The sequence below is a fragment of the Chryseobacterium indologenes genome, from assembly GCF_002025665.1.
Classification (GTDB): Bacteria; Bacteroidota; Bacteroidia; order Flavobacteriales; family Weeksellaceae; genus Chryseobacterium; species Chryseobacterium metallicongregator.
This window is the reverse complement of the sequence record NZ_CP018786.1, coordinates 4111326-4136136: the sequence shown is the minus strand read 5'-3', so window position 1 is coordinate 4136136 and position 24811 is coordinate 4111326. Positions and strand designations below refer to the sequence as shown.

Below are 24811 nucleotides of genomic sequence, written 5' to 3'. Positions count from 1 at the left end.
TTTTTATTATTTTATTCAAATACGTATCGGTTAAGAACCATATTCTTTTTTCCATTCTTCAGCAGCTTCGCTCAGAACAGTATAAAATTCTTCACCATACTTTCTTGTCAGTGGAGTTTTTAAAAATTTATAGACAGGTACCTGAAGCTCTTTTCCAAGGGTACAGGCATCACTGCATACATTCCACTCATGATAATTCAATGCCGTAAATGCAGAATATTCCGTAACACGGATTGGGTAAAGGTGGCAGGAGATTGGTTTTTGCCAGTCCACGGCACCATCTTCATACGCTTTTTCAATACCACATTTCGTAATTCCTTTTTCATCAAAGGTTACATAAGCACATTCGCGGTTCTCCACCATTGGAGTAACATACATTCCGTCGTGTGGATCAGTAGTCCATGTCCCTTGTTCTTCAAGAGCTTTTATTCCTTCCTGAGTAAGGTAAGGTTTTATTTTATCAAAAATACTGTCCAATATCTCAAGCTCGTTTTTATCCAACGGAGCTCCCACATCTCCTTCCACACAACATGCACCTTTACATTTTGTAAGGTTGCAAACAAATTCTTCGGAAAAAATTTCCTCTGAAATCAATTTATCGTCTATCTGAATCATAATTTTCTAAAATAAATCAAAAACTGTACCTGCTTTAAAGGTCAGTAAACTAATAATAATAACCCATACACTGGCTTCACGCATCCAGTATTTAGGTAAAAATCTCATCATTCTGCTCAGAATAATACTAGAAGGAAATGCCAGAAGAAGCAGATATTCATAGCTTTTATTCATGTATAAAATGATGGAAACAAGCTGCGCTACAGAAAAGACCAGCAGGAAAGTATATTTATACCTACTTATCGGACTTTTCTTGTTGTAATTTTTAAAATGGTCATATACAGCATAAATAAGCATCAGAACTACAGGGATCAACGGCAGAAGTTCCGTGTAATCTGTTACCGGTTTCATCCTTCCAAACGGAAAATAATCAATATTCCATGACGTGAACTGAACAAAATACATGACAGAAAAATAACTGAATGTAATCAAAACAATTCCCAATAGAAACCTGAAAAGGTTCAGGGTAATTTTGGCAGAAGTTGCAATCACGTGGATGATAACAAAAACAGCCATCGGCCATGTTGTAGGAAGAAAAATAAAGTTCAGGGCTACAATAGATCCTACCAATACATAGGATTTCTTCCTGATATCTTCATCTGCACTGGTCAGAAGCAGAATAAGAAAAGAGTTGGTAAGCAGAGAAACTGCAATTCCTATATCCAGATTTCCGGGATATAACCCGAAAATAAAAAAGGTATATAAAAATAAGGGCAGATGGGTCTGATAATTAAGAGCAATACTGTGAAAACAAAAATATCCCAAAGCAATTCCCAGAAAAGTTATTCCGGCAACTATAGCTTCGTAAGTGTTGAAATTCAGTATGTTAAATATTACGACTACTAAAAGAAGAAAACCAATATAAACAGGAATTGAAAAAATATTGCTTTCTTTTGAAAGTAATTTAAACATTTTTTATAAATTTGTACAAAGTTAATTTAAAAAAGGAAAATAATGACGTCTTTCTTTCTATTCTTAAGCAAAGTTTTCAAATGGACTTTCGGTTTCTTTGATGCGTTTGGAAATGTTTTAAACTGGATTCTATTTATAGTTTGCTGTGTACTATTTACTTATTGGTGCTACGTACTGGTGGTTACACTAGGTGGTGACAAAGACAAAGACTATTATTCTCCAACGGAAGGTAAGAATCCTTACTACGATCCGAATATCTACAAAAAAGAAGGTTAATTAATTGGTTATATAGTAAAAAACCGATCAAACATTATGCTTTGATCGGTTTTTTTATTACTAACGATTAAAATTTCTTTTGCTTAGTCGTGAATTGGAAGTACCAGCACAGGAATACTTGAACTTTTCGTAATTCCTTTCGTTAAGCTTCCCACGAATACATCATAAATTCCGCTTCTGCCATGTGATCCCATCACAATATAATCTGCATTTTTTGCCTTTGCATGTTCCAGAATAATATCTTTGGCAAGTCCCTGTTTTAAAAGGTGCTCACAATCGATATCATGGCCGATGATTCTTTGCTCAATTTTATTAAGCTGCACCAGCTCTTCTCTGATTTCGTTGGCTTCCACTTCAGGAAAATATTGAAATCCCATATCACCAATGGCAAAGCCAATATCTGATGGTGCTACGTGGATCAGGTAAATTCTGCCGTTAAGCTGTTTTGCAAATTTTATGGCACCGTCTACCAATTGGTCTGTCTTGTCCCCAAAATCTACGGGTAATACAATATTTATCATAACCTCTAATTTTGTTACCTAAAGATAGGAAAAATTTGTCAGACTTTGATGTTAAATACTTATAATATTCGGATATCAAGGATTTTTTCCTCTTCAAGGTAAGCTTCCAGAATATCATTTTCTTCTACCTTTCCAACCCCTTTTGGAGTTCCTGTGAAAATAAGGTCACCTACTCTTAAAGTAAAATACTGAGAGGCAAAAGCTACAATATCATCAAAGTTGAACATCATATCTTTCGTATTGCCATCCTGTACCTTCTCTTTATTTTTTAATAATGAAAACTGAAGGTTCTCAAGGCTGAAGTTCTCTTTTTTAAAGAAACTGCTTACCACAGCCGAACCATCGAAACCTTTGGCAAGCTCCCATGGAAGCCCTTTTGATTTCAGTTCGCTCTGAAGATCTCTGGCTGTAAAATCTATTCCCAGACCGATTTCTTCGTAATGTTTGTGTGCTGTTTCTTTCTGAATGTATTTTCCGCCTTTTGAAATTTTTATTACCACTTCAAGCTCGTAGTGAATATCATTGGAAAATTCAGGAATATAAAAATCATTTCCTTTTAAAACAGCGGTATCCGGTTTCATAAAGATAACAGGATTCTCAGGAATTTCATTTCCCAATTCTTTCGCGTGTTCACTGTAGTTTCTTCCTATGCAGATTATTTTCATAACTCTTTTATTATATTTTTTAATCTCGTCATTGCAAGGAACGACGTAATCTTGTAGATCATTTAAATACTATTAATTGCTAATATATTAATGCGTAAACTCATTTCCGCAATAATAACATTTGAATTTGTGACTCGTCAGAAATGAAATTCCAAAGAAGCTGGTTGCACTGTCATCTCTGTAAATATGGTTGGAACCACATTTTGGACAGACAAAATCAAACTCAGGTTCTTCAAGAGTGTGTTCCACTTCCAATGAATATTGCTCATTGTCTTTATAGTCCTGCAGGATTTGCTTCGCTTTTTCCACATCTTCTTCAAATACCTGAAGCTGTATACCTCCTACTGCCTGTGACAGAAGCCAATCCGACTGGATCAGTTGCTCATTTGCAATGAAACTGTTGATGCCATTTTCGGCCAGTATCTGCTTGTCCCTGTTGGCTTCCAGGGCAGTTTCATAAAATTTAAAACGAACCAGTTCAGACATAGTTAAAATCTACTTGAAAGTTGAATCTTAGTGAAAACCTTTTTGGTATACAACGGAAAATCAGCATTCTGAAGCCATCCGAAATATCCTAAATCTTTTTGGAATACGGCTTTCACCCCTTGACCTTTATATTTTCCAAAGTTGAAAACTTCTTCCATTTTTTCATTATATCCAATGAATCCGGCAAGATCTGCATTCTTGTTATGGAATGTGAATTCACTTAACGGTGCTATTTCATTCGGAATATCATCATATTTTCCAACCTGAGCATCCAGAACTTCAAATGTTGCCATTACATCAGCTTCTGCAGAGTGTGCATTTTCCAATGTTTTTCCACAGTAGAACTGGTAAGCAGCACCTAAGTTTCTAGGCTCTTTTTTATGGAAAATAGTCTGTGCATCTACCAGTCTGAATTTACTCAGATCAAAATCCATTCCTACTCTTAAAAGTTCTTCAGCCAAAAGCGGAACATCAAATCGGTTGGAATTAAATCCTCCCAAATCACTGCCGGTAATCATTTCCATTACTTTAGAAGCAATGTCTCTGAAGGTAGGAGAATCTTTTACATCTTCATCATAAATCCCGTGGATCTCACTGCTTTCCTTAGGAATAAGCATTTCCGGGTTTACACGCCATGTTTTGCTTTCTCTGGAAGCATCCGGATTTACTTTTAAAATACAGATTTCAACAATTCTGTCTTTTCCTATGTTGGTTCCTGTGGTTTCCAGATCAAAAATACAAAGTGGTTTATGGAGTTTTAAATTCATGTTGACTATTAATAATATGAAACGTGTTTTATTTAAATGAGTTTATTTTAATTGTGCCTGAAAAATAAGAGACACCAATATATAATAAATAACAAGCATTGGAATTCCAACAATCTGGAATAAGGCAAGAATAGCAATTCCTCCCACCAATAATACAACTTTAGGGTAATTATCTTTTAATTGTTTGGATTTAAATTTCATCGCCATCATCTTGATCGGGCTGATCAGAAGCCATGACGTAAGAAGAGTCAGCAGAACCAATAGCAATTCGTTATCAAACAGAAAGCTGAAAGTTCCGGTTTCTTTAAAGGCATAATAAAGACCGAACAGTAAAACGGTGTTGGTAGGCGTATTCAATCCTTTGAAATAATAACGCTGCTCTTCATCCAGGTTAAAAATGGCAAGTCTCAGACAGGAAAATACGGTAACGATTAATCCCAGATACTTGATCTCAAACGGAAAATGCATTCCAAGCAGTTCTGTACCAAAAGGTTCGAGTGCTTTATACATCGTAAGTCCAGGAATTACCCCAAAACTCACCATATCCGCAAGAGAATCCAGCTGAAGACCCAGATTGGAGTTTGATTTTACAGCTCTGGCTACAAAGCCGTCAAAGAAATCAAAAATTGAAGAGAGGATAAGACAGATTGCCGTTGTCTGATAATCTCCTAAAATTAAATGTATTGCACCTACACAACCTGCAAATAAGTTAGCCAGGGTTAAGGCATTGGCCAGATTATTCTTTATAAAATCCATAAGCACAAAATTACAGTTTTTAAAAATTCTAACTCAAAATAATCTGAACTAAAAAATGCATTAAAGTGATTTTGATGTAAATTTGCTCCATGAAATTTTTAAAAGGATTTAGAAAACAGGAAGTTCTGGCATTGGTTTACAGGATTTTTTTAGCCTATGTTTTTTATCAGATAGCCAGGCTTTTATTCTGGTATTTTAATAAAGATCTGATTAAAGTTGACTCTGTTTCAGAATATATAAAGCTGGCTTTCCATGGTACAGCTTTCGATACAACGGCTATTTTATATGTGAATGCGTTATTTATCCTCTTGAGTTTATTGCCATTGGTCATCAATACAAAGAAAGTTTTTCAGAAGATTCTTTTCTGGCTGTATTTCATTACCAACGGGATTGCTTATGCCATGAATTTCGGAGATTTTATTTACTATAAATTTTCTCAGGCAAGGCTTACTTCTGCAGTATTTCAAGTGGCAGAACATGAATCCAATGTTTCGAAAACATTGACGATCTCTGTGGGAGAACATCCTTTTGTACTAATTTGGTACGTTGTGTTGATGATCTTATGGGTTTTCCTTTACAAAAGGGTGAAAGTAGAAGATACAAAACCTGTGAAACTGCTTCCTTACTTTATCACTTCCATTCTTACACTGTGTATTACAGCGGTGTTGGTTGTAGGAGGAATCAGAGGCGATTTTAAACATAGTACAAGACCTATTAATATGGTGGATGCAACCCGTTTTGTGACAAATCCACTTCAGGGAAATATGGTACTCAACAGTACATTCTCTTTTTTCAGGACGTTAAATACCAATAACTTTAAAGAAGTTCATTTTGTAGATGAAAAATATATTGAAGATTATGTACAGCCTTATAAAGTATACGACAGAAAAGTGGAGAACCGTCCCAATATTGTTATTTTCATTGTAGAATCTTTCGGAAGAGAATATTCGGGAGCTTTCAATAAAGATAAAAATATCAAAGACTACGTTTCTTACACTCCGTTTATGGATAGTCTGGCTGGGCAAAGTCTTATTTTTCCGAATACTTTTGCAAACGGAAGACAGTCTATTCATGGGATGAGCAGTGTGTTGGCCGGAATTCCGAGTCTTACCGATGCATTTACAGGATCTCCGTATTCCAATCAGAAAATTCAGTCTATTGTTTCCGTATGTAATGACCTTGGCTATGATACATCTTTTTATCATGGTGCCCCAAATGGTTCTATGGGATTCCTTGGTTTCGGAAATATCTTAGGATTTAAACATTATTTCGGGAAAACAGAATACAATCATGATGAAGATTTTGACGGAATGTGGGCGATCTGGGACGAACCTTTTCTTCAGTATTTCGCTAAGAATGTAGGAAAGAAACAACCTTTTATGACGACTGTATTTACGGCATCATCTCATCACCCTTTTAAGATCCCTGAAAAATATAATGGGAAATTTAAAAAAGGAAAAATTGAAATCCATGAGCCGATGCAGTATACAGACTATGCGATCAAAAAATATTTTGAAACGGCTAAAAAGCAACCTTGGTACAACAATACCATCTTTGTTTTCACGGGAGATCATACCAATCAGGTCTATTATCCTGAATATGAAAGAGCCATGAACCGTTATGCCGTTCCGTTGGTTTTCTATTCTCCGAATCCTGCCTATCAGTTAAAAGGTGTTAGCCAGGAAATTGCACAACAGGCGGATATTTATCCTACACTGGCAGATCTTATCGGGTATAACAAACCTATCCGAAGCTGGGGAAGAAGTTTGGTGAGTGATAAAAAATATCCTTTCATTGTCGTCAACTCAGATGGAAGTACGGATCAGTTCATGATTGGAAATTATATTTACCGCTTTGATGGAAAAGAAATCATCGGAGTCTATGCTCAATCTGATCTTAGCCTTGAAAAAAATATTATGAATGAGGTTAAAAATCCAGAAATAGAACAAGGAAAGAACACTGCAAAGGCCTGGTATCAGGATTATATGGATAGAGTTATTAACAGGAAACTGTATTAAAAACGCTTAACTGAGAATTAGCATTTCTGTTTTTCTTTAGCTCTTTATGCTTTGTATAATAAAAGTTTTTGTTCGTTGAAAATTAATTTATATTTTTATCAATACGTAGATAAGAATATTGTATAAAATTAAAACTATAAGAAATATGAAAAAAATATTGTTAACGTTCGCTCTTTCTTTATGTGGTGTACTTACATTTGCACAGATAGAAGGTAAGTGGAAAACGATAGATGATGAGACAAAACAGGCAAAATCTATTGTTGAGGTATTCAAAAAATCAGACGGGAAATACTATGGAAAAGTTTCTCAGTTATTGATAAAACCAGCTGATCCAAACTGTACAGCTTGTAAAGATGACAGAAAGGGAAAACCAATTTTAGGATTGGAGATCATCAGAGGATTGAAAAAAGACGGCGATGAGTTCACCGGAGGAACAATTACTGATCCTAAAACCGGAAAAACTTATAAATGTACCATTACAAGAAGCGGTGATAAACTAAACGTAAGAGGATACTTAGGATTATCTTTATTAGGAAGAACCCAGGTTTGGGAGAAAGCTAATTAATATAAGTTTAAATAGAATTTTAGATGACATTTCAGAAATGGGATGTCATTTTTTGTGGATAAAAATTATGTGAAAATTCTTCGGAACATAAAAAAGCCACAAAAAGGAAGCATTTAAGAAGGAAAATTAATTTTAAATACAGTTAATATTATGACTTCTCATGGAAATGAAGAGCGTTTTTATGATGTGTATAATAAAAAAACACTATTTTTGTAGTCTAAATTTTTCGAATAAATATGGCAGAATATACTTTTCGTGAGGTAATTGCACAGGCAATGAGCGAGGAAATGCGTAAAGACGAATCCATCTTTTTAATGGGGGAGGAAGTGGCAGAATACAATGGTGCTTATAAGGCTTCAAAAGGAATGCTGGATGAGTTTGGCCCTAAAAGAGTAATCGATACCCCAATTGCAGAACTTGGTTTTACAGGAATTGCTGTGGGTGCTGCGATGAATGGTAACAGACCAATTGTAGAGTATATGACATTCAATTTCTCATTAGTAGGAATTGATCAGATTATCAATAATGCGGCTAAAATCCGTCAGATGAGTGGTGGACAATGGAATTGCCCAATTGTTTTCCGTGGTCCTACAGCTTCTGCAGGTCAATTAGGTGCTACCCATTCTCAGGCTTTTGAAAACTGGTTTGCAAACATTCCCGGCCTTAAAGTAGTAGTACCTTCAAATCCTTACGATGCGAAAGGGTTGTTGAAAACTGCAATTCAGGATAATGATCCGGTTATTTTCATGGAATCTGAGCAGATGTATGGAGATAAAATGGAAATTCCTGAAGAAGAATACTACTTACCATTAGGAAAAGCAGATATCAAGAGAGAAGGTACAGACGTTACTTTAGTTTCTTTCGGTAAGATCATGAAGCTGGCTTTACAGGCTGCTGAAGATATGGCGAAAGAAGGAATCTCTGTAGAAGTTATCGATCTTAGAACAGTTCGTCCTCTGGATTTTGATACTGTTTTAGCTTCCGTTAAGAAAACAAACAGATTGGTTATTTTAGAAGAAGCTTGGCCATTTGCTTCTATTTCTTCTGAAATTACTTATATGGTACAGCAAAAAGCATTTGATTATTTAGATGCTCCTATCAAGAGAATTACTACTCCTGATGCACCTGCACCTTACTCTGCTGCATTATTTGCAGAATGGTTCCCTAAACTTGAAAAAGTAAAAGAGGAAATCAAAAAAGCGATGTACGTAAAATAGTTATAGAGAAAAACTTCCGAAAGGAAGTTTTTTCATTTATTATATTCATGAAGAAAAATTCTTGACGTCATAAAATTAGTATAAATTTGCGCCTTTAAAATAAATTAAGCTGATATGGCAGAAGTTACAGAAGATGGCTACCACTTCGACATAAAGAAACTTTCCTTCATAGGAGTTTTAGTGTCTCTAGGAATTGTTTTTGGAGATATTGGTACCTCTCCGCTTTACGTAATGAAAGCAATTGTGAATGCAAGATCCCAAGGGAGCAATATGCCTTTCAATGAATACATAGAAGGAGCTCTTTCCTGTATTATTTGGACCCTTACCCTGCAGACCACAATAAAATATGTGATCATTGCTTTGAGAGCAGATAACAAAGGGGAAGGTGGTATTCTTGCTTTGTTTTCACTGGTAAGAAACCTTAAGAAAGGATGGTTGTACCTCATTGCAATCATTGGTGCTGCAGCCCTTATTGCAGACGGAGTCATTACACCATCACTGACGGTAATGTCAGCTATTGAAGGACTTGAAATTTATAACCCGCACACTCCTGTTGTACCTATCACCATTGGAATCCTGATTGCCATTTTTGTGGTGCAGCAGTTTGGAACCAGCTTTATCGGGAAATTTTTTGGTCCTGTAATGGTAGTTTGGTTTCTGGTATTAGGAGGTTTAGGTGTAATGCATTTAAGTGAAAACTTTGAGATTTTAAGATCTTTCAACCCTTATTATGCTTACAAGCTTATTGTGAACTCTCCGAGTGCTATTGTGATCTTAGGAGCTGTTTTCCTTTGTACAACCGGAGCAGAAGCACTGTATTCTGATTTAGGACACTGTGGTGCTAAAAATATCAGAATAAGCTGGGCATTCGTTAAGATTATGCTTATTCTTAACTATCTTGGACAAGGAGCGTGGCTTTTAACCAATTATAACAAACCTGGGTTTTCTGTAGTGAATCCTTTCTTTGGAATTATGGAAGAGTGGATGATCATTCCGGGAGTAATTCTGGCAACAGCTGCTGCAATTATTGCCAGCCAGGCATTAATTACAGGTTCTTTCACCATATTCTCAGAAGCAATGTCTCTTAACCTTTGGCCTAATCAGAAAATTGATTATCCTTCCGGAGTTAAAGGACAGATGTATATCCCAAGAATTAACTGGGGACTTCTTATCCTTTGTATTATTGTTGTGCTGCATTTCAGAGAATCAGGAAAAATGGAAGCGGCTTACGGACTTTCCATTACCGTAACGATGTTGATGACCACAGTTCTATTGGTATTCTGGCTCCTGAAACACAGAGTAAGCAAGGTCTTGATTCTGGTGTTCGCAATGGTTTATATGGCTATCGAATTAGGTTTCTTCAGTGCCAACATCATCAAATTCATGGAAGGTGGATGGATCACTGTTGTATTGGCAGGTTCTATCGGAGTTTCTATGTATGCATGGTATAACGGAAGACTGATCAAAACAAGATTTATCCAGTTTGTGAAAATAGAAAAATATGTGTCTATTCTTAAAGACATGAAACTGGACGAAACCATTCCGAAATATGCTACCAATCTGGCTTATCTGAGCAGAGCCAAGAGAAATGATGAAGTGGAATCCAAAATTATCTATTCCATCATCAAAAAACAACCGAAAAGAGCAGATCATTATTTCATCCTGAGCATCGTAAACCAGGAAGATCCATATACTTTCAGATATACCGTAGACGAGATTCTTCCGGGAACCGTATATAAAATCAACTTCCTTTTAGGATTTAAAGTAGACCGAAGAATCAACGATTATTTCAATATGGTTCTTAAAGATTTAATGGCAGACGGAACCATTCCTTCAAGAAGCAGCCACCCATCTTTAAGAGCTCATGATATACCGCCGGATCTTAAATATGTGATCATAGATAACACCTATATCAACGATATTCTTTTAACTGTTAAACAGAAGATTACTCTTAACATTTACAACTTTGTGAAGTATATCGGAAGTGATGACTTTAAGGCTTGGGGAGTATCTTCACATAATGTAGAGGTAGAATCTGCACCGATTACAGAATTAACAGTTTATGATAATAAGATCGAGCAGTCCGGGTATTTCCGTCACAACTCCTAGCCACTCGTATTTAACCATACTATCTATTTAAATAAAATTCAATAAATTTGTAGATAATTTTTTTAATGGATACAATACAAAAAGAAAAAAATATAGCTTTGATCAAGGATGTTTTGAGAAACTACTTATTAGAAAAAGGGTTCAGAAACACACCTGAAAGATATACGATATTGGAAGAGATTTATAATATGGATCATCACTTTAACGTTGATGATCTGTATCTTCTGATGATGCAGAAAAAATATCATGTTTCCAAAGCAACTATTTACAACACGATTGAAATTTTCCTTGATGCAGGCTTAATCCGTAAGCATCAGTTCGGAGAAAAGACATTGACCTCTTCATCTTATGAAAAGTCTTATTTTGACAAACAGCATGACCACCTGGTGATCTACAAAAAAGACTCTGATAAAGAAATTGAAGAAATTATTGAATTCTGTGACCCAAGAATCCAAGGAATCAAAGAAGCCATTGAAGAAGCATTTGGCGTAAAAATTGATTCTCATTCGCTATATTTCTATGGCACTAAGAATGACTAATTAATGAGAATAGCCCTTTTTCTGTTAATCTTTATTTCTACGCTCAACTTTGCGCAGGATAAAACACCTGTGAAGAGAGACCCTTATTTGCAGGCTCCTTCACCAGCTCAGCCTAAACAGGTGAGACCTGAAGATAAAGTAAAGATCATCCATGCGGACGAGATCAAGAAAAGCCCTGAAAAATACGACGGGAATCAGTACTTTACCGGAAATGTTCAGATAGAACACCAAGGCTCTATTCTTACAGCAGATGAAGTCGTTTTGTATAATGAAGAGAACTTTGTAAAAGCGATCGGAAATACAAGGCTTCAAAATACCGATGGTTCCGTAATCACGGCAGGAGAAATGGAATATGATGCCAATACCCAGAAAGGTGTTGCCAGAAAAAATGTGGTTCTGACTGATCCAAAACAAACCATAAAAACAGATATTCTGTATTATGACAGGCTGGCTAATCAGGCTTATTTTAATACGGGAGGGACAATTTCTGACGGTCAGAATGTAACCTATGCCAAAGTAGGAACCTATTTTCTCAATACAAGAGTGGTGGATCTTACAGGAAATGTAAAAATTGAAACCCCTCAGTATATCATAGAAGGACCTAACATCAAGCAGAATCAAAATACAAAAATTGCTGATTTTCTTGGTCCTACAACCATTACCAGCAAAACCAATCCAAGAAACAGAATCTATACGGAAAAAGGAACTTATAGAATGGATTCCAAAGAGGCTTTTCTAACCAAAAACTCCAGGATCTATTATAATGAAAAAATCCTTACCGGTGATGATATGTACTATAATCAGATTTCAGGATTTGGTAAAGCAACAGGAAATGTAACCCTTGATGATCCTATCGAAAGAAGATATATAAAAGGAGGTTACGGAGAAATTTTTGAGAAAAAAGACTCCGCAATGATGACGAAAAATCCTTACGCAGTAAAAGTAATGGAAAAGGATTCCATTTATTTTGCCGCAGAAAAAATTATCTCTTATCAAAGACCGGACACATTAGATATCAAAGTCAAAAAAAGCTATCTGAGAGCTTTCAAAAAAGCCCGTATTTTTAAATCCAATGCACAAGGAAGAGCAGATTCCATTGCCTTCAATGAAACAGACGGAATTATGCATATGTATACCAACCCGATTCTTTGGAGCGGCGAAAAACAGGTTACGGGAGATAAAGTGGAAGCTTACTTTAATACCAAAACAGAAGATATTGACTCTCTAAAAGTAATCGGGAATGCCTTTGCCATCAGTAAAGTAGACTCACTTACGCTGAAAGACGAATTCAATCAGGTGAAAGGAAAATTCATGACGGTATATTATGAAAACAATGCGATTAAAGAAGCAAGAGTAGTTGGAAACGCCCAGTCCATAGTTTATGTTGATGATACTGATCAGGAAACCAAGAAACCGGAAAGAATAGGAATTACGCTTTCTACCTGTGGAATTATCGGAGCATTGTTTGAAGAAAGAGCACTCCAGATTATTTCGTGTAGTATTGGAGCTGCTTCAGATACTTATCCGATGAGTATGATAGAACCTTCGAAAAGAAAATTCCCGGATTTCAACTGGAATACAAAAGACAGAATCCGGAAATGGCAGGATATCCTTGTAGATAGCCCGAATAACGAAGAAATACAATATACAGCTGATAGTGAGCTATTCGATAAAGCACAGAAAGCAATTGACGACGAAAAAGCCAAAGAAGAAGCTAAAAAACCTAAACGAACCAGAAAGTAATATAAAAGACCAGTAAACGCTGGTCTTTTTTGTGGATTAATTTCAGCGTTTAATGAATCTTTTATAGCTTTGCTGAAATTTTTGGAGACAATGGAAATGCATAAAGATTTTTTTATATATCAGGCTCAAACCACCAAGTTTGCTGCTGGTTTTGAAGTAGAGAAAGCAGTAGGAAGCTATATTTATGGTACAGACGGAAAAAGATATCTTGACTTTGTAGCAGGAGTTTCTGCCAATACTTTGGGGCATTCGCACCCTAAAATAGTGAATGCTATTAAAGAGCAGACCGATAAATATCTTCACGTAATGGTTTACGGAGAATATGCACAGGAAAAACCTATCGCATTATGCAGACTGCTTGCAGAAGCTACTCCGGATCCACTGGAAGTTACTTACCTTGTGAATAGTGGTGCAGAAGCTATTGATGGAAGCTTAAAACTGGCTAAAAGATATACCGGAAGAGAAGAAATAGTTTCCTTTAAAAACTCTTACCATGGAAATACTCATGGGGCTTTGAGTGTTTCAGGAAATGAAACTCACAAGAGAGAATTCCGTCCCTTATTACCAATGGTTTCTTTTATTGAATTTAACAATGAAGAACACTTTGATAAGATTACAGAGAAGACGGCTTGTGTTATCCTTGAAACCATTCAAGGAGCGGCAGGGTTTCTGGTTCCAAATAACGACTATCTGATCAAATTAAAAAGAAGATGTGAAGAAGTAGGAGCACTTTTGATTTTAGATGAAATACAACCGGGATTCGGAAGAACTGGAAAGTTATTCTCTTTTGAGCACTTTGGAATCGTTCCTGATATTCTGGTAATGGGAAAAGGAATGGGAGGAGGAGTTCCTGTGGGAGCTTTTATGAGTTCCAGAGAAATCATGGAAACCCTTTCACATTCACCAAAACTTGGTCATATTACCACTTTTGGAGGTAACCCTTTAATTGCAGCAGCAAGTTATGCCACATTAAAAGAAGTTCTGGAAAGCGGTTTGATGAATGAAGTAGAGGAAAAAGAAAAGTTGTTCAGAGAACTTTTGGTTCATCCTAAAATCAAAAATATAAACGGTAAAGGGTTGATGCTTGCCGTGAACTTAGGAACTCCCGAATACACGCTGGAAGTAGCTAAAAAATGTATGGAAAGAGGGCTGATTGTTTTCTGGCAGTTGTACAGAAATGAATACCTGAGGATCTCTCCGCCTCTTACATTATCCTTGGACGAAATCAGGGAAGGATGCCAGATTATTCTTGATATACTGAATGAAAATTAAAGATAAAATCTCTCTGTAAATGAGGGGTTTTTTTATGTTTTGCATGGTAATTTTTAGCTTTAAAACCTGACATCACAGGGATTTGAATCCAGTGATAAATATCATACAGATTCTATAAAAAAGTAATTGTTTTTTTGCGTAATAAAAAAATTAATTTATATATTGCGGGACGATAAAACAAAGATTATATGGCGAAACATAAAGTCCATTACGAATTTCCAATGCACTGTTTATCAGAGATTTTATATGAATATCTGGCGACTGCAGAGGGATTGTCTGAATGGTTTGCGGATGAGGTAACAGAGAAAGGCGATGATTTCTTTTTTAGCTGGGGTGGAGGACCTGCTGAGAAGGCCACTTTGATCAGATATAAGCCTGAAGGTTTCGTGCGTTTCAGATGGGAAGAAGATGAAGGAACAAAAAATTTCTTTGAAATGACTATCACAATTGATGATATTACAGAAGATCTTGCTTTAAATATTACAGATTTCTGTGAAGAAGGTGATGAAGAGGAAAATGCAATGTATTGGGAAAATCTTATCGAAAACCTGAGAATAAAACTAGGTGCGGCATAATACCGGGCTATATGAAATGATAAAACTGATGAACGATTTATCGTTCATTATTTTTTTGTAAATAAATCACATCAAAAATTGGAAAATCAATATTTTACATCAGACGAGTTAAATGTAAAGAACAGAGCTTTTCTTTGGGGAGACTCAGTGAAGGTTTCTTTCTTTGTAAGAAATGGTGGATTGATCATGGACGAAGAATGCTACTTTTTCCTGATGGCTTCCATGAGAAAGATGAGACTCAATATTCCTTTAACTTACACCCTGGAGTTTTTCCAGACTCTTTTTCAAAAAGAAATCATTGAAGGTAAAGGAGTAAAGAACGGGATTATCAATTTCCAGGTGTTCAGAAATAATGATGGAGTGACATTGGCAAAATCTTCCGTTTCCTATTTTTACGAAGTAATAGAAATGGAGGATGTGCTTGCGGTTCATCAAAGACCTTTGGAATTGGATTTGATTAAAGAAATTAACGTTAATAACAACCTTTTGAGCAATATCAGAGTTCATTGTCCGGAAAATATTTATGGAGTGATCTATGCCCAGGAAAATGACCTTGACGACGTGATTCTTCTTAATCCAAACAAAAGAATAGCACGTACCACTACCGGAAATCTTCTTTTTTTAGAAGGTGACGTGATTAAAGTACCAAAACAGACTGAAGGAGCTTACATTTCTCCTTTGATGGAAAACTTTGTAACTTTTTTACATAAAAATAACCTTGCTGATATCCAGGAACACGAGATTATCGCATTTGAATCTCAGAAAGCTGAAGAAATTTTAATGATTTCTGACGAGAAAGGTATGTTTTCTGTAGGTAAGATAAGAAACAAGACTTTTGAAACTTCCCGTTTCTCAGAACTGGTAGAAAGCTGGAAGAAAAGTTTTAATGCATAAAAATTGACAAACCCGGTAAACAACAAAGTTCCAGAAGTCCTTTACCGGGTTTTATTCTGAGTAAATCAGAAATTGTTTTTTTTATTTAATATTCGTTGATAATCTCAACAAATTTTTGTGCGATTTCTTTTTGCCCCTTTTCACTGGTAATATAATTCCTGTTGTCAGAATTATTAATGAAGCCAAGTTCTACCAATACAGCTGGTGCTTTGGTTTCTCTTAGCATGTGAAGATTACTCTCCGATATTTTACGGGCATTGAATTTCTTATAGATTTTTCCGGCCAATTCCTTTGAAACATCAGAATTCTGAACGTAAACTTCAAATCCGTTGTCGGATTTTTCTTTTTCAGGAGAACTGTTCACGTGAAGGGAAATCACCATTTCAGGGTTCAGCTTGTTGATCAGATCTGTTCTTTCGGCAAGAGTAGGAGCACTATCTGAATCCCTGGTTAAAATAACTTCATATTTATCCTGGCTTTCATTGATCTTCTGTATTTCCTTAGCAACACTTAATGAAATATTTTTTTCCAGAATTTCACCATGAATAGCCCCAAAATCATTTCCGCCATGTCCGGCATCGATGACAATGTATTTTTTGTTGATAGGAGTAAATGATAAAAAAGCTGTAGAAAATATTGATAAAGCAAGTAATGTAATACCTTTCATATCAGTGATTTTAGTTTTCCAAAGAACGGAAAAACTTTCTTTAAAATTGGTTAAAAGAATCTTAAAGTTTGTTAATTATCAGTATGATACGAAAAATATACTTTTAGTTTAGTGAAATATCTTCAGGAGAGTTGGCCCAGAGAAGAAATTCTCCTCCAAGATTCTGCATGATAGACTTCCAAAGCGTCTGATCGTTTGGAAGCGTATAATCAAGGTTATAAACATCCACTACCGTCCACATTTTCCTCTGAACCTCTGTATCCAGCTGATTAGGAGACCACCCGGAATATCCTGAAAAGATTTTGATATGGTTAATATCCAGTTCACTGCTTAAAACCCCATTAATAATACGTTCAATATCTTCTGTAAGATAGTATTCATCAGTAATGTCTGTATAGATCTCTGTAACTCTTTTGCCTTTTACAATGAAAAATACCTTGTCGTTCTCTACAGGTCCTCCATCGTATACCTCAATCTTAAAGTCAAAAAAATCTTTGAACTTGCTACTCATCTGGCTGTTCTTTTTATTTAATATCAAACCAAATGCACCACTTTCATTATGTTCAATAACCAATACTACCGATCTTGAAAAAATATCGCCGGAAATGTCAGGTGTCGAGATTAATATTTTACCTTTGTATGAGTGATTCATACTCAAATTTAATAAAAAATATTTATGGAAAACCTGCACGACAAAAGAAAAGTGTACGAGAAATCCCAACTTATTGAAAGTGAGATAAAACAAAATCCAATTGAGCAGTTTAGAGACTGGTTTTTGGAAGCAAATGAGAGTCCAATGATCTCAGAAGCTAATGCTATGGCGGTTTCTACAGTAGAAGAAGATGGGTGTCCAAGAACAAGAATGGTACTTCTTAAAGCCTATACCCATGAAGGGTTTATTTTTTATACCAATTATAACAGCAGAAAAGGAAAAGCAATAGAAAGTAATCATAAAGCTTGTCTGCATTTTTTCTGGCCTAATCTTGAAAGACAGATTATTATCAAAGCGGATCTTGAAAAGGTAGCAGAAAATCTGAGTGATGGCTATTTTCATTCAAGACCCAAAGGAAGTCAGCTGGGAGCTGTAGTCTCTCCGCAAAGCCAGGTGATCCCCAACAAAGAGTTTTTGGAAGAAAAATTAAAAGAACTGGAAAAAGAGTATGAAAATACGGAAGTGCCAAGACCTGCCAATTGGGGCGGATACCTGGCAAGACCTTATGAAATTGAATTCTGGCAGGGAAGACCCAATCGTCTTCATGACAGGATTATTTATCAGCTTGAAGATCTGGACTGGAAAATTTCAAGACTGGCTCCGTAATGGGAAAGTTAGAAGTGGCGGTTTTAATATGAGACAAACCACTTGAAAATATAAAATTTATAATATCAATAGAAGCGGGCTTTAGCCTGCTTATTTTTATTATGCCTAATGATAGGGGCTTCAGCCAAAACTTAATAATTCTTACCCCCTTAAATCTTCTTAATGGTTTAATTCTATATCATCATTTAAAATAAAAAAGGCTGTTTCTAAGAAACAGCCCTGAATTTTTGTAATCTGAATGATTATTTTTTCTTAGCACCTGAAACTGCATTTGATAAATCAGCTCCAGCTTTGAATTTAGCAACTTTTTTAGCAGCAATTTTGATTGGTTTTTTAGTTGCAGGGTTAATACCTTGTCTAGCCGCTCTCTCAGCTACTGAGAAAGTACCGAAACCTACTAAAGAAACTTTTCCGTCTTTTTTCTTTAAAGTAGTTGTAACGTTACCAATGAAAGATTCTAAAGCAGCTTTTGCTGCAACTTTAGTGATACCTGCATCTTTTGCGATTGCGTCGATTAATTCAGACTTGTTCATAATTTTTAATATTAAAGTTAGTTCGTAATTATAGCAAATATAATACTATTTTCTAATTGTGCAATTTTTTTATTAAAACTTGTAAAATTTTTTTGCTTTTCACTGAAATCAGTTAAAATATGATAATTCCACTTTTCACAGAAAATCTACGTTACAGGTTACTAAAATCATGCCAAATGCTTATGTGTATTGACTTTAGCAAAAAGTTAATATTATTTTTCGTATTTATTAAATCCTAAATTGTGTACAAACAATTAATTTTTTTGACCATATGATTGTTAAATCTATAAGTAATTTTTAAATTTCTTATGTTTTGTGAAATTAAACCCCTGTGTTTGTGGGAGTTTTAAAATGATAATAAAGACCTGTTTTATTAATTTTTATTAATAAATTTGCAGCATGTTAATAGAAGTTTTCAAGTCTAAGATTCATAGGGTGAGAGTAACTGCCTCTGACCTTAATTATATAGGGAGTATAACGATCGATGAAGATCTTATAGAAGCTGCCGGTCTGGTAGTGGGAGAAAGGGTCTATATTGTCAATGTGAACAATGGAGAACGTTTTGATACTTACGTGATCAAAGGGAAAAGAAAATCCGGAGAAGTATGTCTGAACGGGCCTGCAGCAAGAAAAGTACAGAAAGATGATATTATCATTATTATTGCTTATGCTCAGATGACTCCAGAGGAGGCTAAAGACTTCCAGCCAAAGATCGTTTTTCCGGATGAAAAAACAAACCTTCTTACGTAGTACATGGAAAACACATCAAAAAGTCCTGTAAAATCAATACTTACAATAGTAATATCGCTTGCTTTTGCAGGCTTTTTTTTATGGCTTGCCCTAAGGGGGCTGGATTTTAAAGTAATTCAGAAGTCACTGGCGAAGGCCAATTATCTTTGGGTATTGTTTGCATCCGTGTTTGGGCTTCTTGCTTACTGGTTTAGGGCTATCCGCTGGAATCTGATGCTGGAACCTATGGGACACCATATTTCAAACTCCAATGCCCTTTGGTCCATATCATTTGGATATCTGATGAACCTTACCATTCCGAGAAGTGGTGAAGTAGCAAGAGCTACAGCTTTATATGGAGTAGAAAAAGTACCAGTGGATAAATCTATTGGGACTATTATTTTGGAAAGAGTAGTAGATCTTATATGTATGATGGGATTTTTACTTCTAACAGCGATTTTTAAATTTAATGCAATTCTTGCTTTCTATCATTTTGTAATGGATAAGAAGGATGAAAAAGAAGAGTTTGTTCCTAATTTTTTTGAGAGGCAAATGATGAAATTGGGGATAAGTGATTTTGATTCATTTTATTTATGCGTTAAAATTGGTCTTGTAATATTGGTTTTAATTGGTTTAGGCCTTCTTTATAAATATAAAAAAGAGAAACTTATCAATTTTGGAAAAGGAATTCTTCAGGGGTTAACTTCCATCTTTAAATTAAAAGAAAAAGGAAAATTCATTCTGTATACATTAGGAATCTGGATTTGCTATTATTTAGCCGCGTATCTTGTTTGCTTTGCCCTTCCTGAAACCTCAGCATTTACTTTTGCAGACGGTTTCTTCATTATTGTAGTGGGAACACTGGGAATGATTATTCCTGCCAGTGGAGGAATCGGAGCGTATAACCTGGCTATGAAGTATGGTTTCATGGCTCTTTTCATCTCAGTAGGAAAAAGTGCAGATTTCGGAGGGGAAATGGGGCTTACTTATTCTTTTATTTCTTTACCGCTGCAGATTGTCATTATGCTGGTGATGGGATTAATTTCCATTCCTATGCTCGCAAAAGCAAGAAACAATGCTGTTTCAGATAAAGAATTTGAAAATTAATTCAATATACATGGTATACTATACAAGGTTCAATTTTTTAATTGGACCTTTTTTTATGACTATTTTGTGACTTAAAGAGTTTAAAATTAAGCGGTATAGAACATTTTTTCATCAATAAATTTGGTCAATTCGTAAATCACTTCTATCTTAATGCAAAAAATAATCATAATATAAAACACTATGGCAATTAATCTACAGAAAGGACAAAAGATCGAGATAGGATTGACGAAAATGACGATTGGATTAGGTTGGGATCCGAATGAAGGAACCGGCTACGACTTTGACCTGGATGCTTCTGCAATCATGATTGATTCTGACAGAAAATTAGTAAGTGAAGAATACTTTGTTTTTTACAATAACCTGAATTCTCCGGATGGAGCTCTTACCCACACAGGAGATGACCCGAGTGGTAAAAACAGTGATGGTGACGATGATGAAGCTATTATTATAGATCTTGATAAAGTAGACTCAAGAGTGGAAGAGATTCTTTTCGTGGTAACGATTGAAGATTTTGAAAGAAGAAGACAGAATTTCGGACAGGTACGAAACTCTTATATCAGAGTGGTAGACAATCATTCCAACCAGGAGATTGCAAAATATGAACTGGATGAAGATTTCTCTATTGAAACCGGAGTAGAATTCGGAAGACTGTACAAAAGAAACGGAAGCTGGAAATTTGAAGCTTCAGGAATAGGATACAGAGCAGATTTAGGCTTCTTCCTCGAAAAATACTACAAAGGACAAATCATCAAATAAATCATCAAATACACAAAAACTATAACTATGGCAATTAATTTACAGAAAGGACAAACGATAGATTTAAGAAAGAATGACCGCGGAGAAAGCGTTTATGATCTTTCAAAAGTAACCATCGGTTTAGGATGGGATGTAAGAAAACAAAGCAGCGGATTCTTCGGTAAACTGTTCAGCAAGGAAGCAGAATATGATCTTGATGCAGTAGCATTTCTTTTAGATGGCAACGGAAAAGTAGCTAATCTTGGAAGAACGGTACAGACCAATGACGGAAGACAGATGGGGCTTTACCAGGGAGATGTGGTTTTCTTCAATTCTATGCAGCATCCAAGCGGAAATGTATGGCTTACAGGAGATAATAGAACCGGAGCAGGTGATGGAGATGATGAGCAGATTATTGTAAGACTGGATCAGCTGGATCAAAGCTATCAGAAGATTGTGTTCATTGTTACCATTTATCAGGGAAGAACTAATAATCAGCACTTCGGAATGATCGAAAATGCATTTATCCGTGCAGTAGATGCTTCAGGAAAAGAAATAACAAAATACAGCCTTTCCGGTGACTCAAGTATGAATGGTAAATGTGCAATGGTTTTTGCAGAAGCATACCGTCATAATGGTGATTGGAAATTCCGTGCTGTGGGAGAACCGCATAATACAGATAATTTTATTGATATTCTGAGACAGCAATACGCTTATTCCAACTAGATTTTCAATTTTTTTCAACTCACATAAAAGCCGGCTAGGAAGTCTCCGACTCCCTTCACCGGCTTCAGAATTAATACTTGTCTATAATGAGCAGGAGATTATTAGCTTATTTTTTATTAGATACTTCGGGGTCTATGAACGGAGAACCTATTCAGGCACTGAACAATGGTTTCAATGGCCTCATCAGTATGCTTCGTGCGGATCCGCAGGCGATGGACAGCTTGCATTTAAGTGTCATTACCTTTGATAGAGATGTTAAGAATATTATACCCTTAACAGATCTGGCAAGTTTTTATCCAATGGAGATTACTTGTCCGGATAGTGGCCCAACGCATACAGGAGCTGCTTTGGAAATGGTTTCTGAACTGGTTCAGAGGGAAATTGTGAAAGAATCGGCAGATGCAAAAGGAGACTGGCAGCCGTTACTGTTTATATTTACAGATGGAAAACCGTCAGATATTCAGAAGTACAGGCAGATGATCCCTGTAATCAGAGGACTGGAATTTGGTGCCATCGTAGGATGTGCGGCAGGACCGAAAGCGGATGAACAGTTTTTGAAAGAACTGACCGATCATGTAGTAAAACTGGATACTACAGATGCCATTACCCTTTCTTCTTTTTTCAAATGGGTGAGTTCTTCCATTACTCAGGGAGGACAATCACAGAATACGGGAGAAAATATCACATTACCTCCGCCACCATCAGAGCTTAATATTATTATTTAAAAAATTGTCTTTACACCATGAGAAGACTGCCTATTTATTTTTTAGTAGATATCTCCGAATCTATGGTAGGAGAGCCTATTGAGCAGGTACAGGAAGGTATCGCCAATATCATCAGGGAATTAAAAAAAGATCCTTATTCACTTGAAACCGTTTACATTTCTGTGATAGGTTTTGCAGGAGAAGCTGAAGTGATTACTCCGATGCAGGATATTATCAGTTTTTATCCACCTAAAATTCCTATTGGAAGCGGGACATCACTTTCTCAGGGATTAATTAAAGTGATGGATTGTATCGACAGGGATATTGTAAAAACAACGTATGAAAGAAAAGGCGACTGGAAACCTATCGTCTTCCTTTTTACAGACGGAGTTCCCACGGATGATGCCACCAAAGCCATTGAAAGATGGACTACCAAATACAACGGAAAATCTAACACTATTGCCGTTTCTATCGGAGAAAATACCAATTATAAACTTCTCGGTTCTTTGGCAGACAATGTTTTACTGTTCAATAATTCTGATGAGAATTCTTACAAAGAGTTTTTCAAATGGGTAACGGATTCTATTAAAACTACCAGTCAGAGCGTAACAGAAGCAAAAAAAGAAGGAATTAATCTATCCAAAATTGATTCTCTTATTCTGGAGAAAGTAGATCCAGAGATGGAACAGAGATTTCCGGATAATAACTTTGTTGTACTGAACGGAAAATGTCAGGAAACGGAAAAGCTTTATCTGATGAAATTTAAAAAAGCATTTGCAGAATCCAGCATACCGGGAATGGCTACAAGATATTACAGATTGGACGGGGCTTATAAAATTGATGAAAAGGCTTACTACAGACTTTCTTCCAATCAGAAAACTCATCTTAAAATCAATATCGAAGAACTGGATGGCGGAACTTCATGCCCTCACTGTGCCAATCCCATTGCATTAGCTACCTGCTCGTGCGGAGGTATTCACTGCCTGAGGGGAGAAGGATACAGTAAATGTCCATGGTGTGGAACTTCCGATTATTACGGATTTTCCGGTGGAGGGTTTGATATTAACAGAACTCTGGGCTAATGATGGGTAAGTTTTTCAGGAAGTCAGCTGACGAATCCAAACCAAAAAGTATGACGCAGTCTCTTATCTATAAAGAAAAAGAAGAATTCAAAGACGTTCATTGGGTGTTGAAAAATGCTAGTGTCAAACAGTTCTATGAATTCAGTTTCGATATGGAAGAGTTTCCCAACATCAAGATTCAGAATATCGGAAACCTGGAAGAAACAGGACTTACTTTTGAAAACAATACAATTTCAGGAACTCCGGTAACAAATAATATGTACCATCTGCATGTTCAGTTTTATCACATTTATGATCAGGATCAGCTTGAAACTAAGAAAATACAGCTGCTTGTCAACGCAGATCCCAAAGATTTATGGAAGAATATTCCAAGTGATATGAACGCTGCTTTTTATAAATCGGAAGAAGATTCATACAAAGGCTCTTTTTCAGACAAAAAAATTGTTGTAGCCTCCAAAAGAGGACGTTCCCACGCTCATGAAGGTAAATTTCGTGAAGATGATTTCGCCGTAAATACGATTCCCGACGGCTGGAATATTATTTCTGTTTCAGATGGAGCAGGTTCAGCAAAAGCTGCCAGAGAAGGTTCAAGACTGGCAACCACAACGATCAACCAGTTTTTCAACTCACAGGAAATTTTAAAACAGATTGAAAATAAGATCAACACTCTGTACACCATTCAGCCTTCTGATCAGGAACAGCTTGAAGCGAAACAGAGTATTATCAATATTTTATCGGAAAGTGTTTCACATGTTCATCACATATTAGAAAAAACAGCAGCAGAAAATGCCCTTTCAGTGAATGATCTGCACGCTACACTTATTTTTATTTTGCTTAAAAAGTTCAGTTTCGGATATGTTATTCTGAGCTTTGGAGTGGGTGACTGTCCGATCAATCTGATTAATACAGACTTTTCTGAAGTAAAACTTTTAAACCGAATGGATGTGGGAGAGTTTGGTGGTGGTACACGATTTATCACTATGAAAGAAATTTTTAATGATAGAATGGTTTCCCGTTTTCAGATCACCTGTGTAGAAGATTTTTCCTATCTCGTGCTGATGACAGACGGTATTTATGATCCTAAATTTACCACAGAAAATAAACTGGAAGATACAGAAAGCTGGAAAGCACTTTTTGAAGATCTTGCCGGAAATAATGATGACCGGACGAAAGCCGATTTTATCAACGATGAAAAAATTGATGAAGAACTTTTAATCTGGAGCGATTTCTGGAGCAGAGGAAATCATGATGATCGTACATTGGCCATAATCTATTAATAC

The 24811-nt window shown here is 36.0% G+C and carries 28 protein-coding genes; 18 read left to right on the top strand and 10 right to left on the bottom strand.

From position 1 onward, the window contains the following. Positions 1 to 30 precede the first annotated feature (30 nt). Positions 31 to 615: a DUF3109 family protein gene (locus BUE84_RS18725; RefSeq protein ID WP_034696856.1), complete on the bottom strand. Its 585-nt coding sequence runs from the start codon at positions 613 to 615 to the stop codon at positions 31 to 33. A 6-nt stretch (positions 616 to 621) separates the two neighbouring features. After that, positions 622 to 1527 (bottom strand): DUF6427 family protein, encoded by a 906-nt coding sequence (locus BUE84_RS18720; RefSeq protein WP_034696858.1) that lies wholly within the window; start codon positions 1525 to 1527, stop codon positions 622 to 624. Positions 1528 to 1569: 42 nt separating this feature from the next. On the opposite strand from BUE84_RS18720, the gene BUE84_RS18715 reads away from it, so the two are divergent. Further along, positions 1570 to 1803 (top strand): DUF6341 family protein, encoded by a 234-nt coding sequence (locus BUE84_RS18715; RefSeq protein WP_034696859.1) that lies wholly within the window; start codon positions 1570 to 1572, stop codon positions 1801 to 1803. A gap of 83 nt (positions 1804 to 1886) precedes the next feature. On the opposite strand, the gene BUE84_RS18710 is transcribed toward BUE84_RS18715, so the two are convergent. The 5 genes from BUE84_RS18710 to BUE84_RS18690 form a co-directional block, all read right to left on the bottom strand. Further along, positions 1887 to 2324, bottom strand: coding sequence for a universal stress protein (locus BUE84_RS18710; protein WP_034696860.1), 438 nt, complete (start codon positions 2322 to 2324; stop codon positions 1887 to 1889). A 59-nt stretch (positions 2325 to 2383) separates the two neighbouring features. Then, positions 2384 to 2989: a fumarylacetoacetate hydrolase family protein gene (locus BUE84_RS18705; protein ID WP_047434766.1), complete on the bottom strand. Its 606-nt coding sequence runs from the start codon at positions 2987 to 2989 to the stop codon at positions 2384 to 2386. Between the two features lie 87 nt (positions 2990 to 3076). Continuing rightward, positions 3077 to 3475 carry a DUF2007 domain-containing protein gene (locus tag BUE84_RS18700; RefSeq protein WP_079243003.1) on the bottom strand — a complete coding sequence of 133 codons (399 nt, stop codon included), beginning with the start codon at positions 3473 to 3475 and terminating at the stop codon, positions 3077 to 3079. Positions 3476 to 3477: 2 nt separating this feature from the next. Then, positions 3478 to 4242, bottom strand: a complete 765-nt coding sequence (locus BUE84_RS18695) for a 3'-5' exonuclease (protein ID WP_079243002.1) — start codon at positions 4240 to 4242, stop codon at positions 3478 to 3480. A gap of 42 nt (positions 4243 to 4284) precedes the next feature. Next, positions 4285 to 4998 carry a CDP-alcohol phosphatidyltransferase family protein gene (locus BUE84_RS18690; protein WP_079243001.1) on the bottom strand — a complete coding sequence of 238 codons (714 nt, stop codon included), beginning with the start codon at positions 4996 to 4998 and terminating at the stop codon, positions 4285 to 4287. An 89-nt stretch (positions 4999 to 5087) separates the two neighbouring features. On the opposite strand from BUE84_RS18690, the gene BUE84_RS18685 reads away from it, so the two are divergent. The 9 genes from BUE84_RS18685 (at position 5088) to BUE84_RS18645 (ending at position 15930) form a co-directional block, all read left to right on the top strand. Beyond that, positions 5088 to 7016 (top strand): LTA synthase family protein, encoded by a 1929-nt coding sequence (locus tag BUE84_RS18685; protein WP_079243000.1) that lies wholly within the window; start codon positions 5088 to 5090, stop codon positions 7014 to 7016. A gap of 145 nt (positions 7017 to 7161) precedes the next feature. Further along, complete coding sequence (locus BUE84_RS18680; protein WP_079242999.1) at positions 7162 to 7581, top strand: DUF2147 domain-containing protein; 420 nt, start codon at positions 7162 to 7164, stop codon at positions 7579 to 7581. A 236-nt stretch (positions 7582 to 7817) separates the two neighbouring features. After that, on the top strand, positions 7818 to 8798 hold the full coding sequence (locus BUE84_RS18675; protein WP_034696867.1) for a pyruvate dehydrogenase complex E1 component subunit beta: 981 nt from the start codon (positions 7818 to 7820) through the stop codon (positions 8796 to 8798). Positions 8799 to 8912: 114 nt separating this feature from the next. Then, a complete protein-coding gene (locus BUE84_RS18670; RefSeq protein WP_079242998.1) occupies positions 8913 to 10907 on the top strand; it encodes a KUP/HAK/KT family potassium transporter in 1995 nt (664 codons plus the stop codon). A gap of 65 nt (positions 10908 to 10972) precedes the next feature. After that, positions 10973 to 11446 carry a Fur family transcriptional regulator gene (locus tag BUE84_RS18665; protein ID WP_002976876.1) on the top strand — a complete coding sequence of 158 codons (474 nt, stop codon included), beginning with the start codon at positions 10973 to 10975 and terminating at the stop codon, positions 11444 to 11446. Positions 11447 to 11449: 3 nt separating this feature from the next. Then, positions 11450 to 13189: an OstA-like protein gene (locus BUE84_RS18660; protein WP_079242997.1), complete on the top strand. Its 1740-nt coding sequence runs from the start codon at positions 11450 to 11452 to the stop codon at positions 13187 to 13189. 96 nt (positions 13190 to 13285) lie between these two features. Further along, entirely contained in the window at positions 13286 to 14461 is a 1176-nt protein-coding gene (locus tag BUE84_RS18655; RefSeq protein WP_079243979.1) for an aspartate aminotransferase family protein, read from the top strand. A gap of 188 nt (positions 14462 to 14649) precedes the next feature. Further along, a complete protein-coding gene (locus BUE84_RS18650) occupies positions 14650 to 15036 on the top strand; it encodes an START-like domain-containing protein (protein WP_034696870.1) in 387 nt (128 codons plus the stop codon). A 78-nt stretch (positions 15037 to 15114) separates the two neighbouring features. Then, positions 15115 to 15930 carry an aminotransferase class IV gene (locus tag BUE84_RS18645; RefSeq protein WP_079242996.1) on the top strand — a complete coding sequence of 272 codons (816 nt, stop codon included), beginning with the start codon at positions 15115 to 15117 and terminating at the stop codon, positions 15928 to 15930. Positions 15931 to 16015: 85 nt separating this feature from the next. On the opposite strand, the gene BUE84_RS18640 is transcribed toward BUE84_RS18645, so the two are convergent. After that, a complete protein-coding gene (locus tag BUE84_RS18640) occupies positions 16016 to 16597 on the bottom strand; it encodes an N-acetylmuramoyl-L-alanine amidase (RefSeq protein WP_079242995.1) in 582 nt (193 codons plus the stop codon). A 103-nt stretch (positions 16598 to 16700) separates the two neighbouring features. Beyond that, positions 16701 to 17249 (bottom strand): YqgE/AlgH family protein, encoded by a 549-nt coding sequence (locus BUE84_RS18635; RefSeq protein ID WP_034696873.1) that lies wholly within the window; start codon positions 17247 to 17249, stop codon positions 16701 to 16703. 24 nt (positions 17250 to 17273) lie between these two features. Between BUE84_RS18635 and pdxH the strand changes: the two genes are divergently transcribed. Beyond that, complete coding sequence (gene pdxH, locus BUE84_RS18630) at positions 17274 to 17915, top strand: pyridoxamine 5'-phosphate oxidase (RefSeq protein WP_034696874.1); 642 nt, start codon at positions 17274 to 17276, stop codon at positions 17913 to 17915. A gap of 242 nt (positions 17916 to 18157) precedes the next feature. Here the strand turns inward: pdxH and BUE84_RS18625 are convergent, their stop codons facing one another. Continuing rightward, positions 18158 to 18448 carry an HU family DNA-binding protein gene (locus BUE84_RS18625; protein WP_002976900.1) on the bottom strand — a complete coding sequence of 97 codons (291 nt, stop codon included), beginning with the start codon at positions 18446 to 18448 and terminating at the stop codon, positions 18158 to 18160. 399 nt (positions 18449 to 18847) lie between these two features. Here BUE84_RS18625 and panD point away from each other — a divergent pair, with 399 nt between their 5' ends. The 7 genes from panD to BUE84_RS18590 all read left to right on the top strand — a co-directional run bounded on the left by panD (position 18848) and on the right by BUE84_RS18590 (position 24808). Continuing rightward, positions 18848 to 19198 (top strand): aspartate 1-decarboxylase, encoded by a 351-nt coding sequence (gene panD / locus BUE84_RS18620; RefSeq protein WP_002976902.1) that lies wholly within the window; start codon positions 18848 to 18850, stop codon positions 19196 to 19198. A 3-nt stretch (positions 19199 to 19201) separates the two neighbouring features. Further along, complete coding sequence (locus BUE84_RS18615; RefSeq protein ID WP_079242994.1) at positions 19202 to 20284, top strand: lysylphosphatidylglycerol synthase transmembrane domain-containing protein; 1083 nt, start codon at positions 19202 to 19204, stop codon at positions 20282 to 20284. Between the two features lie 180 nt (positions 20285 to 20464). Further along, positions 20465 to 21040, top strand: a complete 576-nt coding sequence (locus BUE84_RS18610) for a TerD family protein (protein ID WP_034698933.1) — start codon at positions 20465 to 20467, stop codon at positions 21038 to 21040. A 27-nt stretch (positions 21041 to 21067) separates the two neighbouring features. Further along, complete coding sequence (locus BUE84_RS18605) at positions 21068 to 21745, top strand: TerD family protein (RefSeq protein WP_034698935.1); 678 nt, start codon at positions 21068 to 21070, stop codon at positions 21743 to 21745. A gap of 86 nt (positions 21746 to 21831) precedes the next feature. Further along, positions 21832 to 22470 (top strand): vWA domain-containing protein, encoded by a 639-nt coding sequence (locus BUE84_RS18600; protein WP_034698937.1) that lies wholly within the window; start codon positions 21832 to 21834, stop codon positions 22468 to 22470. Positions 22471 to 22487: 17 nt separating this feature from the next. Beyond that, on the top strand, positions 22488 to 23531 hold the full coding sequence (locus BUE84_RS18595) for a TerY-C metal binding domain-containing protein (protein ID WP_079242993.1): 1044 nt from the start codon (positions 22488 to 22490) through the stop codon (positions 23529 to 23531). After that, positions 23531 to 24808: a PP2C family serine/threonine-protein phosphatase gene (locus BUE84_RS18590; protein ID WP_079242992.1), complete on the top strand. Its 1278-nt coding sequence runs from the start codon at positions 23531 to 23533 to the stop codon at positions 24806 to 24808. Before BUE84_RS18595 ends, BUE84_RS18590 begins: the two co-directional genes overlap by 1 nt. Positions 24809 to 24811: the final 3 nt, after the last annotated feature.

Bases quoted from the DNA above. Each gene is read 5' to 3' on its own strand.
- BUE84_RS18590 (WP_079242992.1), top strand. From the start codon at position 23,531: ATGATGGGTAAGTTTTTCAGGAAGTCAGCTGACGAATCCAAACCAAAA.
- BUE84_RS18595 (WP_079242993.1), top strand. From the start codon at position 22,488: ATGAGAAGACTGCCTATTTATTTTTTAGTAGATATCTCCGAATCTATG.
- BUE84_RS18650 (WP_034696870.1), top strand. From the start codon at position 14,650: ATGGCGAAACATAAAGTCCATTACGAATTTCCAATGCACTGTTTATCA.
- BUE84_RS18680 (WP_079242999.1), top strand. From the start codon at position 7,162: ATGAAAAAAATATTGTTAACGTTCGCTCTTTCTTTATGTGGTGTACTT.
- BUE84_RS18640 (WP_079242995.1), bottom strand. From the start codon at position 16,597: ATGAAAGGTATTACATTACTTGCTTTATCAATATTTTCTACAGCTTTT.
- BUE84_RS18600 (WP_034698937.1), top strand. From the start codon at position 21,832: ATGAGCAGGAGATTATTAGCTTATTTTTTATTAGATACTTCGGGGTCT.
- BUE84_RS18695 (WP_079243002.1), bottom strand. From the start codon at position 4,242: ATGAATTTAAAACTCCATAAACCACTTTGTATTTTTGATCTGGAAACC.
- BUE84_RS18615 (WP_079242994.1), top strand. From the start codon at position 19,202: ATGGAAAACACATCAAAAAGTCCTGTAAAATCAATACTTACAATAGTA.
- BUE84_RS18660 (WP_079242997.1), top strand. From the start codon at position 11,450: ATGAGAATAGCCCTTTTTCTGTTAATCTTTATTTCTACGCTCAACTTT.
- BUE84_RS18725 (WP_034696856.1), bottom strand. From the start codon at position 615: ATGATTCAGATAGACGATAAATTGATTTCAGAGGAAATTTTTTCCGAA.
- BUE84_RS18710 (WP_034696860.1), bottom strand. From the start codon at position 2,324: ATGATAAATATTGTATTACCCGTAGATTTTGGGGACAAGACAGACCAA.
- BUE84_RS18610 (WP_034698933.1), top strand. From the start codon at position 20,465: ATGGCAATTAATCTACAGAAAGGACAAAAGATCGAGATAGGATTGACG.
- BUE84_RS18605 (WP_034698935.1), top strand. From the start codon at position 21,068: ATGGCAATTAATTTACAGAAAGGACAAACGATAGATTTAAGAAAGAAT.
- BUE84_RS18715 (WP_034696859.1), top strand. From the start codon at position 1,570: ATGACGTCTTTCTTTCTATTCTTAAGCAAAGTTTTCAAATGGACTTTC.
- BUE84_RS18685 (WP_079243000.1), top strand. From the start codon at position 5,088: ATGAAATTTTTAAAAGGATTTAGAAAACAGGAAGTTCTGGCATTGGTT.
- pdxH (WP_034696874.1), top strand. From the start codon at position 17,274: ATGGAAAACCTGCACGACAAAAGAAAAGTGTACGAGAAATCCCAACTT.
- BUE84_RS18635 (WP_034696873.1), bottom strand. From the start codon at position 17,249: ATGAATCACTCATACAAAGGTAAAATATTAATCTCGACACCTGACATT.
- BUE84_RS18675 (WP_034696867.1), top strand. From the start codon at position 7,818: ATGGCAGAATATACTTTTCGTGAGGTAATTGCACAGGCAATGAGCGAG.
- BUE84_RS18655 (WP_079243979.1), top strand. From the start codon at position 13,286: ATGCATAAAGATTTTTTTATATATCAGGCTCAAACCACCAAGTTTGCT.
- panD (WP_002976902.1), top strand. From the start codon at position 18,848: ATGTTAATAGAAGTTTTCAAGTCTAAGATTCATAGGGTGAGAGTAACT.
- BUE84_RS18625 (WP_002976900.1), bottom strand. From the start codon at position 18,448: ATGAACAAGTCTGAATTAATCGACGCAATCGCAAAAGATGCAGGTATC.
- BUE84_RS18670 (WP_079242998.1), top strand. From the start codon at position 8,913: ATGGCAGAAGTTACAGAAGATGGCTACCACTTCGACATAAAGAAACTT.
- BUE84_RS18690 (WP_079243001.1), bottom strand. From the start codon at position 4,998: ATGGATTTTATAAAGAATAATCTGGCCAATGCCTTAACCCTGGCTAAC.
- BUE84_RS18665 (WP_002976876.1), top strand. From the start codon at position 10,973: ATGGATACAATACAAAAAGAAAAAAATATAGCTTTGATCAAGGATGTT.
- BUE84_RS18720 (WP_034696858.1), bottom strand. From the start codon at position 1,527: ATGTTTAAATTACTTTCAAAAGAAAGCAATATTTTTTCAATTCCTGTT.
- BUE84_RS18705 (WP_047434766.1), bottom strand. From the start codon at position 2,989: ATGAAAATAATCTGCATAGGAAGAAACTACAGTGAACACGCGAAAGAA.
- BUE84_RS18700 (WP_079243003.1), bottom strand. From the start codon at position 3,475: ATGTCTGAACTGGTTCGTTTTAAATTTTATGAAACTGCCCTGGAAGCC.